General features: G+C 37.0%; 11 protein-coding genes. 4 read left to right on the top strand and 7 right to left on the bottom strand.

The window, feature by feature from the left end; translation table 11 throughout:
- Positions 1–304 precede the first annotated feature (304 nt).
- On the top strand, positions 305–2,674 hold the full coding sequence (gene secA2, locus TY13_RS02090; protein ID WP_042471055.1) for an accessory Sec system translocase SecA2: 2,370 nt from the start codon (positions 305–307) through the stop codon (positions 2,672–2,674).
- 2 nt (positions 2,675–2,676) lie between these two features.
- Entirely contained in the window at positions 2,677–3,585 is a 909-nt protein-coding gene (locus TY13_RS02085; RefSeq protein WP_042471053.1) for an accessory Sec system S-layer assembly protein, read from the top strand.
- A gap of 191 nt (positions 3,586–3,776) precedes the next feature.
- Here TY13_RS02085 and TY13_RS02080 read toward each other — a convergent pair whose 3' ends face one another.
- Both TY13_RS02080 and TY13_RS02075 read right to left on the bottom strand, forming a co-directional pair.
- Complete coding sequence (locus TY13_RS02080) at positions 3,777–4,265, bottom strand: C40 family peptidase (RefSeq protein ID WP_042471051.1); 489 nt, start codon at positions 4,263–4,265, stop codon at positions 3,777–3,779.
- Between the two features lie 480 nt (positions 4,266–4,745).
- Entirely contained in the window at positions 4,746–5,615 is an 870-nt protein-coding gene (locus TY13_RS02075) for a C40 family peptidase (protein ID WP_052344204.1), read from the bottom strand.
- Between the two features lie 375 nt (positions 5,616–5,990).
- Between TY13_RS02075 and brnQ the strand changes: the two genes are divergently transcribed.
- Together brnQ and TY13_RS02065 are read left to right on the top strand one after the other, a co-directional pair.
- Entirely contained in the window at positions 5,991–7,313 is a 1,323-nt protein-coding gene (gene brnQ, locus TY13_RS02070) for a branched-chain amino acid transport system II carrier protein (protein WP_042471045.1), read from the top strand.
- Positions 7,314–7,340: 27 nt separating this feature from the next.
- Positions 7,341–8,684 (top strand): S41 family peptidase, encoded by a 1,344-nt coding sequence (locus TY13_RS02065; protein ID WP_042471042.1) that lies wholly within the window; start codon positions 7,341–7,343, stop codon positions 8,682–8,684.
- An 81-nt stretch (positions 8,685–8,765) separates the two neighbouring features.
- On the opposite strand, the gene murJ is transcribed toward TY13_RS02065, so the two are convergent.
- From murJ to TY13_RS20940, 5 genes are all read right to left on the bottom strand, one after another.
- A complete protein-coding gene (gene murJ, locus TY13_RS02060; RefSeq protein ID WP_042471040.1) occupies positions 8,766–10,280 on the bottom strand; it encodes a murein biosynthesis integral membrane protein MurJ in 1,515 nt (504 codons plus the stop codon).
- Between the two features lie 141 nt (positions 10,281–10,421).
- Entirely contained in the window at positions 10,422–11,501 is a 1,080-nt protein-coding gene (locus TY13_RS02055) for a glycosyltransferase (RefSeq protein ID WP_042471037.1), read from the bottom strand.
- Positions 11,498–12,640 (bottom strand): polysaccharide pyruvyl transferase family protein, encoded by a 1,143-nt coding sequence (locus TY13_RS02050; protein ID WP_042471034.1) that lies wholly within the window; start codon positions 12,638–12,640, stop codon positions 11,498–11,500. The genes TY13_RS02055 and TY13_RS02050 overlap by 4 nt, the downstream gene beginning before the upstream one ends.
- Positions 12,641–12,909: 269 nt before the next feature.
- A complete protein-coding gene (locus TY13_RS02045) occupies positions 12,910–15,015 on the bottom strand; it encodes a methyl-accepting chemotaxis protein (protein WP_042471031.1) in 2,106 nt (701 codons plus the stop codon).
- 342 nt (positions 15,016–15,357) lie between these two features.
- Entirely contained in the window at positions 15,358–18,108 is a 2,751-nt protein-coding gene (locus TY13_RS20940) for an S-layer homology domain-containing protein (RefSeq protein ID WP_052344203.1), read from the bottom strand.
- Positions 18,109–18,140: the final 32 nt, after the last annotated feature.

The following is an 18,140-nucleotide window of genomic DNA, read 5'->3' as shown; positions in this document are numbered from 1 at the left end:
CTCTCCTCCTTAAATTTAATCGTCATAATCACTTCTATGCCCGCAGATTTCCTCTAGAAAAGAGCTGAATTTCTGCTGATGCATGATAAACCATGATAATTATAACACGTTTAATATACAAAATATAGTTTTTCTCTCGCAAATTACTGTATATTATCTTCAAATTGGTGAAAACTATACCCTCGCCTCTTTATCATATTGATTGTTCGGTCGGCCATGAGTAGTAATATAGCTGAATTTCTGATAAAATAAGCTAGTGTCTGCTAGCTATTTTAAGGAGACAACTTCAAAGGAGCGTAATAAAATGTTCTCAATTTTTAAACGGAATCAAGAGCAAACGAGTGCTCGAGAATTAAAAAGATACTATAAAATAGTAGATCAAATTAATGCACTTGAAGCAACATATGCTGCAATGTCAGATGAAGAACTACAAGGCATGACTTTCAAGTTTAAAGAACGCTTAGAAAAGGGCGAGGAAATTACAGCAATCATCCCTGACGCATTTGCTGTCGTTCGCGAAACATCGAAGCGTATTTTAAATATGCGCCATTTCGACGTTCAATTAATCGGTGGCTTAGTATTAACAGAAGGGAATATCGCCGAAATGCCTACAGGTGAAGGTAAAACATTAGTTGCTTCCCTGCCTTCTTACGTACGTGCACTAGAAGGAAAAGGTGTGCATGTAATTACAGTAAATGACTATTTAGCAAAACGTGACTACGAGCTAATCGGACAAATTCATCGCTTCCTCGGCTTAACAGTCGGTTTGAACGTACCGATGATGGAACAAGCAGATAAAAAAGAGGCTTACAAAGCTGATATCACTTATGGTGTTGGCACAGAATTTGGCTTCGACTATTTACGTGATAACATGGCACATTCTATTGCGGATAAAGTACAACGACCTTATCACTTCGCTATTATTGATGAGGTCGATTCAGTATTAATCGACGAAGCTAAAACACCTCTTATTATCGCCGGCAAAATGTCAGCAAACGAAGAGCTACACCGTATCGCTGCTATGCTAGCAAAACGCTTCAAAGTAGACGAAGACTATGATTTCGACGATGAAACAAAGGCTACTTCTTTAACAGAGCAGGGAATTGAAAAAGTAGAAGCCGCATTTGGTGTTGATAACCTTTACGATTTAGAGCATCAAACGCTTTATCACTACGTTATTCAAGCTGTGCGCGCTCATGTAATGTTTGAACGCGATGTAGACTACATCGTTCGAGATAACAAAATTGAGCTTGTTGATATGTTTACAGGACGCATCATGGAAGGTCGTACACTATCTGATGGCTTGCATCAAGCAATTGAAGCAAAAGAAGGCGTTGAAGTAACGGAGGAAAATAAAGCGCAAGCACAAGTTACAATTCAAAACTATTTCCGTATGTACCCGAAAATGTCAGGAATGACGGGTACAGCAAAAACACAAGAAAAAGAAATCTTAGAAGTATACAATATGCGTGTAATCCAAATCCCAACGAACAGACCACGCAAACGTATTGACCAAACAGATATCGTCTTTGAAACAGTTGAGGCAAAATATGAGTATGTGGCACAAGAAACGTTGCGTCGTCATGAAAAAGGTCAACCTGTTTTAATCGGTACAACGTCAATTTTACAATCTGAAAAAGTATCACAGTATTTAAAAAAGTATAACTTATCACATCAACTATTGAATGCGAAAACAGTTGAGCAGGAAGTGGAGCTTATTTCAGAAGCTGGCCAAAAAGGGCGCATTACTGTTGCAACAAATATGGCAGGTCGCGGTACTGACATCGTTTTAGGTGAAGGTGTTGAAAAGCTTGGTGGCCTTTTTGTTATCGGTACAGAAAAGCATGAAAGCCGCCGTGTGGATAACCAATTACGCGGACGCTCTGGTCGTCAAGGAGACCCGGGGGAGAGCCAATTTATTCTGTCTATAGAAGATGATATGTTTAAACGCTTCGCTAAAGAAGAGGTTGAAAAGTTCCGTAAAAAAATGACTTTAAATGACATTAAACGCATCGAGAATAAAGATATTATCGAGCTAATTAATCGTACTCAACGCATCGTAGAAGGCGCTCATTTCTCAATGCGTGAATACAACTTAAAGCTGGATGATGTTATTAACGATCAACGTAAAATCATTTACGAGTTACGTGATAGAGTTCTAGCTGGTGATGACTTACTGAGCCTTATTACACGTATGATGTATGAAACTGTTGATTTTGCAGTACGTGATAATGCGCCAGAGGAAGTTGATCCACTTGAATGGAACTTTGACAAAATGGAAAGTACAGTTAATTCTTTATTATTAACACCTGTTACTCTCGATCGAAAAGAGACAAAAGTAACAAAGATTTTAGATTCATTGAATACAAGTGTATTTGAACTACGTGACTTTATCGAAAGCTTCCAAAGCAACGAACAAGTTATGCGAGTTATCCCACAAGTTGTATTAAGTTACATTGATGCAGCATGGGTGAAACATTTAGAGCAAATGTCTCATTTAAAGGAAGGTATCGGATTACGCCACTACCAACAAGAAGACCCTATGCGTATTTACCAACGTGAGGGCCTAGAATTATTCGGGAAAAACTTCCAAGAACTTCGCCGTGGCATTGTAGAAGAACTTGTAATATTTATGAAATCTATTTCAACGATTTTAGAGCAGGAGGAGCAATAACTATGGGATTATTTGATTTTTTCAAAAAAGGGGACAAAGTTGGAGCAGACAGTGCGATTGACTCGAAAGAAGTATTAAAGGATACGAAACAGTCGGGGGATAATCGCGATGTTGTAACAAAACTTTCATACCACCCTCAGTGGGATGTGCCATTAGAGCAACAATATGTATTTAATTTCCTAGCAAACGAATTACAACCATTAAAGCCGAACCAGCTTTCACTATCAGCAATTAATATAGAAGAAAATCCACGCACTGGCGCTTGGAACGTTAAAGCATTTTTCCGTTCTTCATTACCAGAGGCAATCGAGCTTGGTGAAATCGAATTATTCATTTTAGATAAAGATGATAAACGCCTTGCATCTAAAATGTTTAACTTTAAAGAACTAGGTATTATCCCAGCAGAAAGTGCTCGTCCTTGGGTATTCGAATTTGACCAAAGCTCTTTTGAGTCTGGTGTAACAGAGGCACCGAAGGAAGAAGGCTGGAAAATCGCCTTCAACTTAATTTCTTTACGTGGTCATCAACTTGATTTAGATGAAACTTGGAAAAAACAATTACCGAAGGATCAGCAAGAAGCATTAGAAAAAATCGTGAAGGATTTACCGAAGCTTGGCAAAACAGAAGTCAACTTTACTGGTTTACAAGCAAAATTGCAAAATGATAAGAGTTTACATGTATCGATTTTTATTCGTAACGGAAACGACAAAGCAATTAACCTTGAACAACTCCCACTTGAAATTATCGATGCACGTAACAAGCAAGTAGCAAAAGGTTCATTCAAGCTTGATCCTATCTTAACGGTACAACCAAATACAACGAAGCCATGGACATTTATTTTCCCAGCCCAGTTAGTAGACATTAAAGGCATTGACCTTTCACGTTGGACAGCACGCGTGCCACAAGAATAATAGAATCCAAAATCAACACTCGTCTATTTGAGACAAGTGTTGATTTTTTTGTATATTTCAATTTCAACTCACATACATTGGGTAATGTGTTGATTAGATATTGGGATTTATCAAAAAAAGACTGACACACGAGGGAATCCTCATGAATCAGTCTTTGCTAGCTGTATATTTTACTATGTATAGAGTATATATTATTCAAACGATACATCTGCAACACGCTTTGCACCTACATAGCGGCTACCCCAATACCATTTATCGTTAAGATCTGTAATACTTACACCTACGTTTGTTTGTGAGTGGATGAATTTACCGTTACCTAAGTAAATGCCAACGTGAGAAATACCACTACCTGAAGTATTAAAGAATACTAAGTCACCTGGAATTAAATCATTTTTACTAACCGCTGTACCTACACCGTACATAGATGATGAAGTGCGAGGTAATGATGTTACACCAAGATCATTAAATACGGCACGAATATATCCAGAGCAATCAAAGCCACTTGTTGTAGTACCACCATATAAATATGGTACACCTAAATATTTTTGTGCTGTCGCTTTAAAATCACTTGAAGTGAAATCCGCAGCAGATGCTTTATCATTACCAATAGGTGATAAGAAAATAGCTAAAGCCGCTAAAAATGTTAATAATGTACTTCGTAAAATATTGTTATAACTCATTAATAATCCTCCACACAGCCGAATAGTTTTCTGATAATTTAACTGTTATTAGATTAACATGAGTTATCCCCTTATAACATTACAGTTCTGTAACAATACAGTTACACATATGATATTCTGTGTTAAATACTGACTTAATCATATACCCTGTTATATCAACGTTTAAACATCTTTATTACAAACAGGTTGCATTATTTATGAAACATTAGAGATAATTATCTATCCTCACCTTACAACTTTGTAACATTTGTAATATTTTATAGCCGAAATGAACCTATCAGATTGACTACTCGAATTGAAAATCTGACATTATAGCGTTTTTCATAATTAAAAGCCCCTCACTATTAACTAAAAATAACATGTTGTTTCATTTTTTATTTATAGAAAATCTGTATAAATTAGCACATGTATCTCTTTTGTAAAGTTATATTTCATTTAAAATGGAAAAAAAGATACCCACAATCGTGAGTATCCCTTTAGCTATTCAATTCCATTAAAACGTTTGTATGCGACAAATCGCTCTGCCCAGTAACTTTGTGTTACTTTAGATATTTCAACACCACTTGTACCGGCGTGAATAAATTGATCTTCTCCTATATAAATGCCCATATGTGAGATGTTTGGTATATATGTATTTTTAAAAAATACTACATCCCCAGGTACTGGTTGCTCTACTGCTGTGGTATCCTGCAAAAAGTAATCAAGGCTACTTTTACGTGAAATATTTAAGCCCGCATTGCTATAAACATATTTTACAAAACCGCTACAATCAAAGCCTTCCACAGTGTTTCCAGCGAACAAATAAGGTGTCCCAATCAATTCATGAGCTAGCTCAACCGTATACTTATAAATGTCTTGTCCACCAGTACTAGGTGCAACTGTAATTATCTGCTCCTCTTTTCTTTGCTCTAGTTGCTTCAATTGCGCAGTCCTATTCACTTGTAGCTGTTGATCAACATAAATCACATCAGATTGTAACTTATTTAATTCTTTTAGTTGCGCGATTGTCATATTATTTTTTTGTGCGATTACTGCTAATGTATCGCCTTTTTGCACTGTATATGTAGTTGTACTTATTGTTTTTTCTACAACTACAACTTTTTCGACTATCTCCTCTTTATTCACTTTCATTTCTGGATTGGCTATAGTAAGCTTTTGATTCACGAAAATAGCATCTGATTTTAGATTATTCCATTGCTTTAACTGCTGCACTGTTACTTCATGTTCTTTAGCGATTTTAGTCAATGTATCGCCTTTTTGTACCAGATAAGGTGCTGCGTCTACTGCTGGCGCTATGATTGCTGACAACATGAGCGCACTCGCAACAGCAGCTTGCCATTTACTTGCCATTATCCAAACCCCGTCCCTTCTACTTTCATGTAACGTCCTATCACTCTAATATTGATTTTATTGTAACGAATATTTATAACTATTCACAATAGCCTATTTGCCCTTATTGTTAACTTTTTCATCATTCAATAGATTGCGATTGAGAAAAAATAAGTCTAAAAGCACTACATAAAGGACTTCTCTATGATTAAGATGTTGTAGGATTCTTTGAATGTAATCAAAGAAATATACTAAAGTTGGATTAGATAGAATTATTACTAACTATTTGCAACATTTAGTTAAATTATTATAATGGCATTTCCAAGCCTTTAAAAAAAGTGTATGCTAGTATGAATACTACGTGTGTCAGTCACTATTTTAAGGAGAGAACATACCATGAAATTTATTCGTGAAAACCTCGTTGTAGGTTTCATGCTATTCGCACTTTTTTTAGGAGCTGGAAATATCATTTTCCCTCCACTATTAGGACAACAAGCTGGAGAGCATATTTTAATAGCAATGATTGGCTTCTTAATTACGGGCGTTGGTTTACCACTTATTGGGGTTATAACTGTGGCAAAAAGCGGAGGAGACTTGCATGAGCTATCAAGTAAAGTAAATCCACTTTTCGGAATCATTTTCACATCCATTGTTTATTTATCAATTGGGCCCTTTTTTGCGATTCCTCGAACAGCTGCTGTATCTTATGAAATTGGAATCAAAGCGCCGTTTTTATCACAGCAAATGGCAGAAAATCCGCTTTCCCTATTAATCACAACTATCATATTTTTTGCTATAACGCTATTCCTAGCGTTTAATCCTTCAAAAATAGTAGATCGCATTGGGAAATTTTTAACACCTGCTTTATTGCTAATTATTTTAGCACTCGCAGCAAAAAGCGTCATAACACCGCTCGGTCCAATCGGTGAATCGCAAGGAAAATATCAAACTTCACCCTTTTTCGAAAGCTTTATTCAAGGTTATTTAACAATGGATGTCCTTGCTGCTCTTGTATTCGGTATCGTCATTGTCCAAGCATTAAAGGGGCGTGGCTTAACTAAAAAAGCTGAGCAAATTAAAATTGTTATTTTCTCAGGCATTGTGGCAGCACTTGGTTTAGCATTTGTCTACGTATCACTTGCGTATATCGGTGTAACGAGCACTAGCGTTATAGGCTTTCATAGCGATGGTGGGATTATTATTGCAGAAGCTGCAAAAGCACTTTTTGGCAAAGCAGGCAGCGTTATTTTAGCTGCAACAATTATTTTAGCCTGCTTAACAACAGCTGTTGGACTGCTATCAGCTAATGCCGCATTTTTCAACAAACTATTTCCAAAGGTTTCATACCAAACTTTCTTAATAGTGTTTACTCTATTAGGTTTAGCCATTTCAAACTTTGGCTTAAAATCGATCATTTCATATTCACTACCGATTTTGTTAGCTATTTATCCGATTGCTATTGTGCTCATGTTGTTAGCATTATTTGCAGATCGTTTCCAGCACAGCTCAGTTGTTTATGGACTCCCTTTACTAGCAACTGCTGTTATTAGTATTTATGATGGTTTAAAAGAAATGGGAATTGAAATCAGTGCATATGAAAATATTATTAGTAACCTCCCATTATATAAGCAAAGCATCGGTTGGTTAATTCCCGCCTTTGTTGCAACATTGATTGGTTTGATGATTCATAGCGTTAAAAATAAGTATCGTAATGCATAAAATATCTACTTATAAAGGTGTGGACGAATGAAAAACTTATTAAAGGTAATACTTTTTAGCTTCTTTTTATTATTACCAATCACAGCAAATGCGAACACTTTAGATGAAATAAAATCCATTATTAAAACAGACTATGTCGGAAAGATTAATGGGAACTTACAAAAGGCATCTTCTATTCAAGAAGTTATGGAGATGCTTGATGCATATTCTACATTCTTCACTGCGTCAGAATTCGAGAAATATGTAAATTCTATTGAAATGACCTCTGTTGGTATCGGTGTCGTTGTAGAAAAGCATGATAAAGGAGTTTTAATTAAAGAAGTAATCAAAGGTGGTAGTGCATATAAAGCTGGCATTCAAAGTGGGCAAATTATCGTAAGCATTAATGGACAGTCAACTGTTCCATTGTCCATTCAAGAAGCAACATCATTAATTCTTGGTGAAAAAAATACATCGATACGTCTTGGTATACTACAAAATGGGCAAACAAAAGTCATGACGCTTATTCGGCAGCCATTCAGCCTACCAAATATAACAACCAAGCTTCTCTATGGTAATGTTGGCTTTATACATTTAAGCTCTTTTTCAGAGGATGCGTCAAAGCTTGTAAAAAAAGCATTTAATGAGCTAAAATCGCAAGGAGCTACAGCATTTATTTTAGATGTTCAGGATAACGGTGGAGGCTACGTAGAGGCTGCCGAGCAATTAATAGGCATGTTCCCTAAATCACCCTATGCTTATAAATTACAAGAATCAACAGGTACAACTGTGCACAATGCAATCTATCAGCCAACAAAATTCCCTAAGGATACACGTGTACTTGTCAATCGCTATAGCGCAAGCGCATCAGAAATGCTAGCTGCTGCATTAGTTGACCAAAAGTCAGCGATTATCTATGGCGAAAAAACATATGGCAAAGGCACAATGCAAGGATTTTTTGAACTTTCAGACGGCAGCTATTTAAAGCTAACGATAGGGAAATTTTCTGGTCCACACGGCAGTATAATAAACGAGGTTGGAGTAAAACCACATATCTCAACAGCTACACCGATTATGACTGCTCATTTTGATTCACTTGTTAGTAAACTCAAAAACTACGAAGCATTGACTGCTGTAAAAACTAAAGATGGTAAATCTTTAACGCTTTCTTATAGCAAGCCTATCGCTACTAAGCTCCCATCAAATGCAATCGAGCTTGTAGCACTTGGTGACAACACAGTGCCAATAAAAATCGTACAAAATAACAAGCAGCTCATCATAACACCAACAAAACCGCTTGCTGAGCATGCACAATATATGCTAATCATTCACCCTGCAGCACTAAAGGATTCAAAAGCTAAAGGGCAGTATATGCATATTACAGTAAACTAAAAAGAGGGTGTTGGGGGAATTTTTACTTCCCCGACACCCTTTTGCTATGATCGCAAGGGCATATATCAAACGTACCCTAGGTTATTTTTTTAACACTTTTTTCTTCACTTTCGATACGATTTGCTGTAGCTCTTGGAAGCGAAGTAATACTAATAATAAGGCGTAACCAAGCATCGTGATAATAAATGTTACGATAACATGTAGCCAAATGAAATCGAAATGAACATATGTTGAGACAAGCCATGTAACTGCAATATAGCCCACTGTTAAGCAGACTATTTTTGCAAATTGCAACATATTTTTGTCAACAAGCTTCAGCTTATATTTCCACTGTAACCAAGCAACAAGCAATAGGAAATTCACTACTGCGCTGACAACCGTTCCCCACGCAATCGCATCTGCACCATACTGCCCTATCATAAGCTGAATCACAGCAATATTCACACCAAATACAGTAATAAGGCTAAAAATAACTGGTGTCATCGAATTACCCTTTGCATAATAGAAACGCGTTACATACATATTCGCTGCTAGGAAAAACATCGTCATACTAAATATTGCAAGCAATGGTGCTGTAATAGCAGTCGATGCGGAACCCCATTGAGCACGCTCGAATACCATGCGAGTAATTGGCTCTGCTTGAAAATAAAAATAAACAGATACAGGCATTACTAATATGTAAAGCAAACGCAATCCACGCAAATACAAGGCTTTAATGGAAGTTGTATCCCCTTCTCCCTCTTTTTTACTAAGTAACGGGAAAATAACCGTCGTTACAGCTGTCATCAAAATCGCCTGTGGGAACTGCGACATTTTCGTCGCATTATTCACCGCAGATACAGTGCTAACATCTAAAATATTTGTAAAGAAGCGTTGAATTAAAATATACATTTGTGCTGTTGCGCCACCAAGCATAATGGGTAAAGCAACTTTCCACAGCTCTTTTTGATCACCTGCATTTGGCAGCATCGGCTTGAAGGACATATGCTCCACTTTGCGTACACCAAATACAAGGAAAAAAAGCATACAAGCTGCACCAAGCAATGCGCCAACTCCATAACCAATTGGTCCAATTATAAATGATAGTCCAACTGAAATAATTAAGAAGGACAAATTATAAACGAGCACCGAAAAGCTTGATAGATGAAACTTCCCTTGCACATTCAAAACACCGCTCAGCCATGTTGATAAGACTAGCATAATCGTCGATGGCATCATCCAATAATAAAGTGATTTCAATCGCTCATATTCTTCGCCTGCTGATGCTTGGAAGTACCAGTGTAAAATTGAATCAGCAAATACCATAAACAGTAATGAAATAATTGAAATTGACACAACAATCGTTGTAAATGTGCGACGAATATAGTCTGTAAGCGACGCTTCTGTTTTATGATAAATCGAAATAAAAGCGGTCGTAAACGCACCGCCAATTACTAAATATAAAAAGTTTGGGATTGTGTAAGCATTAATGATACTTGCAGCAAGCTCTGTTGTTCCATACTGCCCACCAATAATCACATCACGCAAAAAACCAAACAGTCGAGCTAGTATATTAACAACCGCTACTGCCCCGACAATTTTTAAAATGCGGTTCACCCTTCATCAATCCTTATCTTTGATATGTTTTCGAGAGTTAATCCCTTGTTTTTTGTGGTTTATTCCACGTTTTCTTGAGTTTATTCCACGTTTTTTCGTATTTATTCTACGTTTTTAGGGATTTATTCTACGTTGCCCTATTTAATGAACTGAATCGAGATAAATCTTGATTAACCTGTTAGTAATATTTTGCGCATCATGCAGCATTAGGAGTTCTTGTACCTTTTCTTCGTTGACTGTTAAGCCTTCCAAAGCTTGCTCCATCGCCTTTTGCAAAGCCGCTGCATTCTTTGGTGGCACGAGCACACCAGCACCATCTGCTAACATGTACTTCAAGCCACCAACACTAGATGCAATAACAGGTGTTCCACAACTCATCGCCTCTAGCGCAACAAGCCCTAAGCCTTCGATATAAGATGGTAAGACAAAAACATCTGCTGCCTGGAAATAGCGGGCTAGTTCAGCTTGTGGTATTGGTTCAATAAAATGAATATGCTCACTCTCTACAAGCGATTTTACCTTTGCAGTAAAGCTGGTATCCTTTGTTGAACCTACACAGTAAAGTACAGCTTTGCCTGCATGTACCTTCTCAAGCTGCTGAAACGCCGTAACAAGCTCTATTACGCCTTTTTCTTCAATAATATTGCCAACGAATAAAAAATTCGTACATTTAGGGTCCATAGCAAGTGCCTGTTGCATTTGTTGCTTGTCCGTTTGTTTAAACACATTGCGATTAATGCCCATGCTCATAACAGATAGGCGTTCCGATTCGACGCCATAATCCGCCTGTATTGTTTGCGCCAGCTCCTCACCAACTGCAATCACATGGTCAGCATGCTGTAATATTTTCGTAGTATAGCCTTTAATACGAGCACTTTTCTTCGCCATTTTATTAATATCGCCACCATGTGCAGTCACAATATACGGAACATTATAGCGCTTTTTTAAATAATAGCTAAACATGCCGCTGGGAAAAACATAATGTGCATGTGTAAGACTAATATTGTGTCTATTTTTGCGAAATGTTGTTAGTACATTTAGTGCCCATTTTGCATATTTTTTTATAACGTTTTTTTTGCCTGTTGCAGGGTTATCATTTACTGCAATTACTGTTTCGATGCCCGCTTCATTTAATTGCGATACTTGGTTTTTCACAAAGACACCATAAGCTAAATGCTCATTCGTCGGATACATATTGCTAATAATTAATGCTTTTTTCATTGCTTTGCACCTGCCTGTAATAGCTTCAGGCCAAGAGCGGAATTCTCTTTAAAGGTATCATTTGTTGCCTTAGCTAGTGCTTTAGCTGCTGGCCAATCTACTTGCAATTTATTAAACAGTGTACTGAAGTAGTCGTCACGCACATGTAGTGTATCAATCGCTAATGAATAATCACCAAGCCCCGCCATTTGCAAGAAATCATTAACTTTTACATGGTATGATACGCCGATAATCGGTGTTTTCGTATCAGTCGCTAAAATAAGTGAGTGCAAGCGTGTACCAATCAATACATCGAATGTTGCTGTTAGTTCTAAAATGCGCTGTGGTGGGCAATTTTCATCGATTATGATTGTACGTTCACCGTACTTCATCAGGTTTTGAATATCTTTCGTTACGTCTGCATCTTGCGGGTATTTCGTCGCAAAAAATGTAATTTCAACATTTTGTTCTTCAATAATACGGTCTAGGTTTTTCGCCATACCTGCAATATAATTATGGTATTTTTCTTCATCCCCAGTCGGCCAGTACGATGCATTATAATATGGTACAGCTGTTACACCAACTTTCTTTGGCTGCTCACTATAATGCTCACGCTCTACTTCTAGGCTAAAGGCTGGATCACCAATAATATGAACATCGCTTTTCACACCGATTGACTCAAGCAGTGCCTTCGACTGCGGGTCACGCACCGAAATATTTTGTGAATGTTTCGCCATATAGCGAATAAACCATTTACCAAGTCCTGTATTTAATGGGCCAGCTCCGCAACCGTAGACCACATATGGCACACCCGCATTTTTTGCCATCATCGCGTATGAACCATAAAGTGGCGCTTCACGTTTATATAAATCCATTAAAATACCGCCGCCACCAATCACGACAAAATTTAATGTCTTTACAATCTTTGAGTTTTCGCGATATGTTTTAAAAAATGTCTTTGGAGCATTGCCATTTTTATGATATAGCGGATAGCTTTGTACATTGTAACGCTGGGCTGTTTGCTTTGGGTTATTACTAAATACAACGATATTTTCAGTTGAGATTTTAAAGGCTTTTTCAAGCTGGCGAATAATGCTTAATAAAATTGCCTCATCCCCATTGTTATCATTTCCGTAGTTACCAACAATTCCTATTTTCACTTATGCATTCATCCTTTTTAATTCAATGTATCTAATATAGTGACGCTTTTTCTTTCAATTTGTTCTACCTTTTAGTATAGCATAATGTCTTTTTCTATGCCGTGCTGTAAAATGCTGTTTGCTGTTTAAACAGATAAAAAGAAAAGCGAAGCTGATAAGACATTTTGAGCCCCTTGAGAGCATCTTAATGCGACTGCTGCAGAAGTACATGTTTCTATATTAAAAAGGTGATGCCCAGAAAGAAATTCATTTCTGGGCATCTTCTTTTCTTATTCATTTAAAGTAAAGCGTTGAATCACTTCTTGCAGTTCTTTTGACGTTTTTTCTACATCAATAACAGCTTGCGATACGTGAAACAGCTCGTTTTGCTGTGATTGCGCAGTAGCGCTTACCTCTTCTGCAGATGCAGCCGTTTGCTCTGAAATCGCTGATATGCTTTGAATCGCCATTATTGTCTGATTTTTATTTTCTAGCATATTCTCAAGATGCTCTTTTAACTCACCAATTGCTGTCGTAATTGACAATGTTAGCTCACTATTATTTTCGAATGCTTTCTCAGTACTTTGAACAGATGCATTTTGCATATCTAGTAATTGAGCGTTTGAGTCAATAACGTCCACCGTTTGTCTGGAGTTTTCTAAAATACCCGCAACGGTTTCACGAATAATTTCAGTTTCCTTCTTCGACTGCTCTGCTAAGTTACGAACTTCCTCCGCCACAACAGCAAAGCCTTTTCCATGCTCACCTGCTCGAGCAGCTTCTATACTTGCATTCAATGCAAGTAAATTGGTCTGTTCTGTAATTCCTTGAATTGAAGCAATGATATTATTAATATTAGAAATATCTGCTGCTAAAGCATGCATTTGTTGCTGAATACGCGTATTCATTTCATTCGTTTTTGCATTATGTTCACGCAAGCTAATAACTTCATTCATTCCATTTGAAATCGTCTCTTGCGTTTGCTTAGACAGCTCGTCCATATTATTCGAAATAGATGATAGTGTATCAATCTCATCTGACAAATCCATCATGCGATAATTTGTTTCCTCTGTGTCCTCTGATTGCTTAGATGTTCCTTGTGCAATTTCATCAATTGCTGTTGCCACTTCTACGCTTGAGGCTGTAATTTCATTAAATGAATTCATTACATGTGTCGTTGCATTATTCAATGTCTCAGTTGAATTTTGTACTGCTTTAATAATGCCACTTGTTTGCTCAATCATATTATTATAAGCAGTCGTAACAGTACCAATTTCATCATACTTAATATATTTCGGATCAATTGTTTTCGTTAAATCACCAGATGCTGCTGCCTCAATAGATGCTCGTAAATATTTCAACGGTCGAAGCTGCTTATAAATATACCAAATACTAATTAATGCCATCACAACAATAATAATGATCGCAGAGATAATCGCAAGCGTTTGTATTTGATTATATTGCTCTAAAATAACCGATTCTGGTAACACTAATTGCACTGCCCATTTTTCTTCGATTCCTTCTATAACCATTGGTTTGAAAATAGTATAGGAATTCTCTTTTAATTGAGGAGAGTATTCATACATACTTGCTGTTTCGCCATTTGCCATTTGTTTCTCAATCGATTCCCATGCAATGTTACTATATGACTCAACGTTCCCTCCACTTTCTCCTAAGCTATTAGTAACAAGCCCTCCAATAGTAGAAACAATCGCTGCATAGCCACCTTCTGGTGTATCTGCTATAATCAATTCATTTAAAAATTCAATTGAAATATCAGCAGTTAATGCACCAAATACATTTCCCCTTGAATCAATTAAAGGTACTGCAATAGTAGTCATTGGTACGGTTTGTCCATCTACTTCGTATGGGTATGGCTCAACTAGTGTCATGCGCTTTTGCTCTTTTGGTATCCAATACCATTCAGATGCTTGTTTATCATCTAGATCATTAAGTATTGTTGTTAAAACTGATTGGTCTTCCTTCCATAAATACGGAATAAATCGACCTTGCGCATCGACATATTGCTCCTCAGCAATTGCATCAACTTCAAACGAATTACGTTCAAGCACAGCTCCTGCTCCCATAATATCTTCATTATTTTGTAAGTTAGAAGCAATAACTTCTAAAACATCGTCTGTATATAGGTCATTACTATTTTTTAAATTTTCTAACATACCTTTCGTTGTAACTAACACGGTACTGGCCTTTTTAAAGCGCTCACTCATTTCCAAAGTAGATTGCTCTGCCATTGTTAATGTTAACTTTTCAGCGTCAGCGGTATTTTGTTTCTTAATAATAGCTCCTGTTACTAACATATAAGAAATGAATAATAAGATAAATACCCCTATAATTAAAGAAGATAATTTTAATGGGATGCTCTGTCTCTTTTTCATTCTACTCCTCCTTATGTAAATTCATCATTTTTGGGAAACTTATTATATTTTTAAACTAACTAATTGATACCTCAATACAATGCATTACTTTTGACTAAATACTCCTTTCAATTAAATAATAAAAATATACTACTATTATAATAAAAATAGTAAGATAAATTAATCACTTTTTTCAATTGGCTGTAAATTATTTTTTAAAGAGCGAAGTTGCTTTCAATTTTATCATTTCTGAAAAATTTTGCGATTATTTAAAACTTTCTCATTTAAACTATTTTACAAACTAAAAAGCTGTAGGAAGTCAAATTTTCATCTGACCTTCCTAACAGCTCTTTTGCATACATTTTATTTTGTTATCGTTCTATATAAGAATAAGCTAAAGTGTACACGTGATACTTCTAAACCAGGCTTAAATGTATTATCCTCGTAGCCTGTTGTAATCTTGTTTGCTGCCAATGTATGCACAAAGTCATATGACCAATGCTGCGGGCTCACATCTTTGAATTTTGTCGGTGTTGTACCATTTAGCTTGTAGGCAACAACTAAAATTTTTGCCATTTGCGCACGAGTAAGCTTTGCGTTTGGATCAAATTTACCTGAACCAGTACCATTCATTATACCCGCATTCACAATTGCCGCGATTTCCTTGTAATAAGGATGGCTCGTTGCCACATCACTAAAGCCTGGATTTGAAACTGCCTTCGTATCTAAACTTAGCGCTCTCGTAAGTAACACTGCTGCATGCGCGCGTGTTAATGCTTGTTCAGGTTTGAAGGAGCCATCACCATAACCATTGATTAAGCCTTTTTCCACTAAATATTGAATCTCTTTTTTATAGTTATGCTTCGCGCTAATATCTGTAAATGGCGCTTCCTCATAATTTGACGAATAAATCGCTTGTAGCTTGTCAAAGTATAATGTACCTGCTTTTTGTTTTGCTACATTTGGTTGCGCAATATAAATTGATTCTAACGAAATTGGCTTTGGAATATCTTTTGAAATGTCTGCCTCGATATATTTCCAGCCTGTCCATGTCTGACCATTTTCTTCAGTGAAATCAATCGTATGCTTACCACCTGCTACATCGCGAATTTGCCCGCGCACCCAAGTACCATTACCATCACCATATACCCATACGCCAAGCTTGATTGGCTCTGCTGGTAATTGAATTAATGAATTTAAGCGTAAATATGCAGCGGCTGTTCCTTCTTTATTACCTGTCATATCATACGTTAATTTCATTGAATAATTGCCTTGCTTACCGATTGTTTTCGCGCTTTCTAAAGTTACTTTAGCCTTTGTTAATGCCGTTTCTACACGCCATTCATTAGACTTCTCAAAATTAGAAATAGCAAATACTTGTTGATTAAATGTTTGTTTCACTTCGATTTCTTGCGTTACCGTTTTTGTACCTAACTTTGCATTAATCGCTACTTTACCAAGCTTACCATTTGATTTAAATAAGCCTGTTTGTGAAATTGTTCCATAAGCGCTATCAACTGACCATTCCATTTGAGATGGAGAGTAAATTAAATTCTCGTTACTCTGACCTGTTGCCGTTGCTTTTAATTGCAGTGAGTCACCTGGATCAATTGTCGTAGTAGGAGCTGAAATTTTCAAGCTTGCTGGTGCATCTAACACATTAAATGTCATTGCTTGTGATGCGTTACCATATGTCACTGTTACACGTTCACTACCTGCGCTTTTCCCTGTAAAGCTAAGACCATTTACCGAAACATGGTCATTTTGTGCCGTCACAGCAAAATTACTTGCATTAGCTGGCAGTGGATTATAATGTTCATCTAGCACATATTCAGGCGTTAGTTTGACACTTGCTCCAACTAATAAAGAGCCTACTTGATCTCGTGTTACTTTCATTGTTGTTGCCGTACCCGTTGCCCCCGTGCTCACTGCCTGTAAAATTCCTGATACACGACGCTGCGAGCCGCCAGACGGGCTGTTCGCTAATACAACTGTATTGCTGCCATATTTACGGATACCCATCGCTGTAGAGCCGCCACCATCAAGGTTAAGCGCTCGGTCTACACCTAGTTGTACTAAATAATTAGCAAACTGTGTTAATGTCATTCCTCTACTAGAGCCTTGACGTCCATCCACTGTAATCAGATGAACAGTTTTTTTGTCTTTGCTAATAGCAACAGCTGTACGTGGCGCTATTTCTTTTGCACGCGAACTATTAGCATCCATTGTTAGGCTTACTTTACCGTCAAGCACAAGTAATGGTCCACTTGCCATCATAAATTGTGCATCCATCCAACGATCATCAATCGTAAATGATACTGAAATATCCTCACCAACTTTAATGTTGCGGAATTTATCGCCCCATTTTGAGCCATTAAATGATAGAACGAAGCCATTGCGAGGAATTCTTGCTTTCTTTTCATCACCATAGCCACGAATCGCTGTTACTTTCCCTGTCATTGTTTGACCAAAGCGAGTAGCGCCAATTGTATTGCCCGTTTCAACAATAAATTCCATACCTTTACTACCATTTGGCGTTTGTGAACTATGGTTTTGTGGTGTATAAATAACTGCTTGATCTGTACCACGATTAACGTTTAAGCCATTTACTTTAATATCTTCACCTTTATAGTTCACAATGATATTACTATTATAGTATGCAATTTCCCCATTACCATTCGCTGTAATACCAAAAGCAATCGGTTGACTCACATAATTTGAGCTAGATGAAGAAATAACACTAGGTGTAACAATTGAGTTATTTTGTGATAATAAATAAAGCGGGTAGCCATCCCCCATATTAAAGAAGTTTGAGTTAATCGCACCAACTACTCGATTTCCTTCCTTTGAATTGCGATTTGCATGATCTGTCGTCGTCAGTACCGAGTTAATTGGTGAAGGTAGACCTACAGTTAATTTTGTATACGGATTAGATAAATCGACCTGTAGATGATTTACTTTTGATTGCGTATATGTATAATTCGAATATTTCACTCCTTGCGACAGAGGATACGAATCATTTGTCGTTTGGAATGCATATCCGCTAGTTGCTCCCCCTAAAACAATTGAAAACATCAACATTGCACTTAGTAACCCTAAAAATATGCGTTTCATTTTTCCGCTCCAATGAAAATCGAAGCACGTCA

This window comes from Bacillus ndiopicus, assembly GCF_000612805.1.
GTDB classification, from domain to species: domain Bacteria; phylum Bacillota; class Bacilli; order Bacillales_A; family Planococcaceae; genus Metasolibacillus; species Metasolibacillus ndiopicus.
Note: the sequence above shows the minus strand (reverse complement) of the source record. Positions and strands in the feature narration are given on the sequence as shown.

Bases quoted from the DNA above. Each gene is read 5' to 3' on its own strand.
- secA2 (WP_042471055.1), top strand. From the start codon at position 305: ATGTTCTCAATTTTTAAACGGAATCAAGAGCAAACGAGTGCTCGAGAA.
- TY13_RS02085 (WP_042471053.1), top strand. From the start codon at position 2,677: ATGGGATTATTTGATTTTTTCAAAAAAGGGGACAAAGTTGGAGCAGAC.
- TY13_RS02080 (WP_042471051.1), bottom strand. From the start codon at position 4,265: ATGAGTTATAACAATATTTTACGAAGTACATTATTAACATTTTTAGCG.
- TY13_RS02075 (WP_052344204.1), bottom strand. From the start codon at position 5,615: ATGGCAAGTAAATGGCAAGCTGCTGTTGCGAGTGCGCTCATGTTGTCA.
- brnQ (WP_042471045.1), top strand. From the start codon at position 5,991: ATGAAATTTATTCGTGAAAACCTCGTTGTAGGTTTCATGCTATTCGCA.
- TY13_RS02065 (WP_042471042.1), top strand. From the start codon at position 7,341: ATGAAAAACTTATTAAAGGTAATACTTTTTAGCTTCTTTTTATTATTA.
- TY13_RS02055 (WP_042471037.1), bottom strand. From the start codon at position 11,501: ATGAAAAAAGCATTAATTATTAGCAATATGTATCCGACGAATGAGCAT.
- TY13_RS02045 (WP_042471031.1), bottom strand. From the start codon at position 15,015: ATGAAAAAGAGACAGAGCATCCCATTAAAATTATCTTCTTTAATTATA.
- TY13_RS20940 (WP_052344203.1), bottom strand. From the start codon at position 18,108: ATGAAACGCATATTTTTAGGGTTACTAAGTGCAATGTTGATGTTTTCA.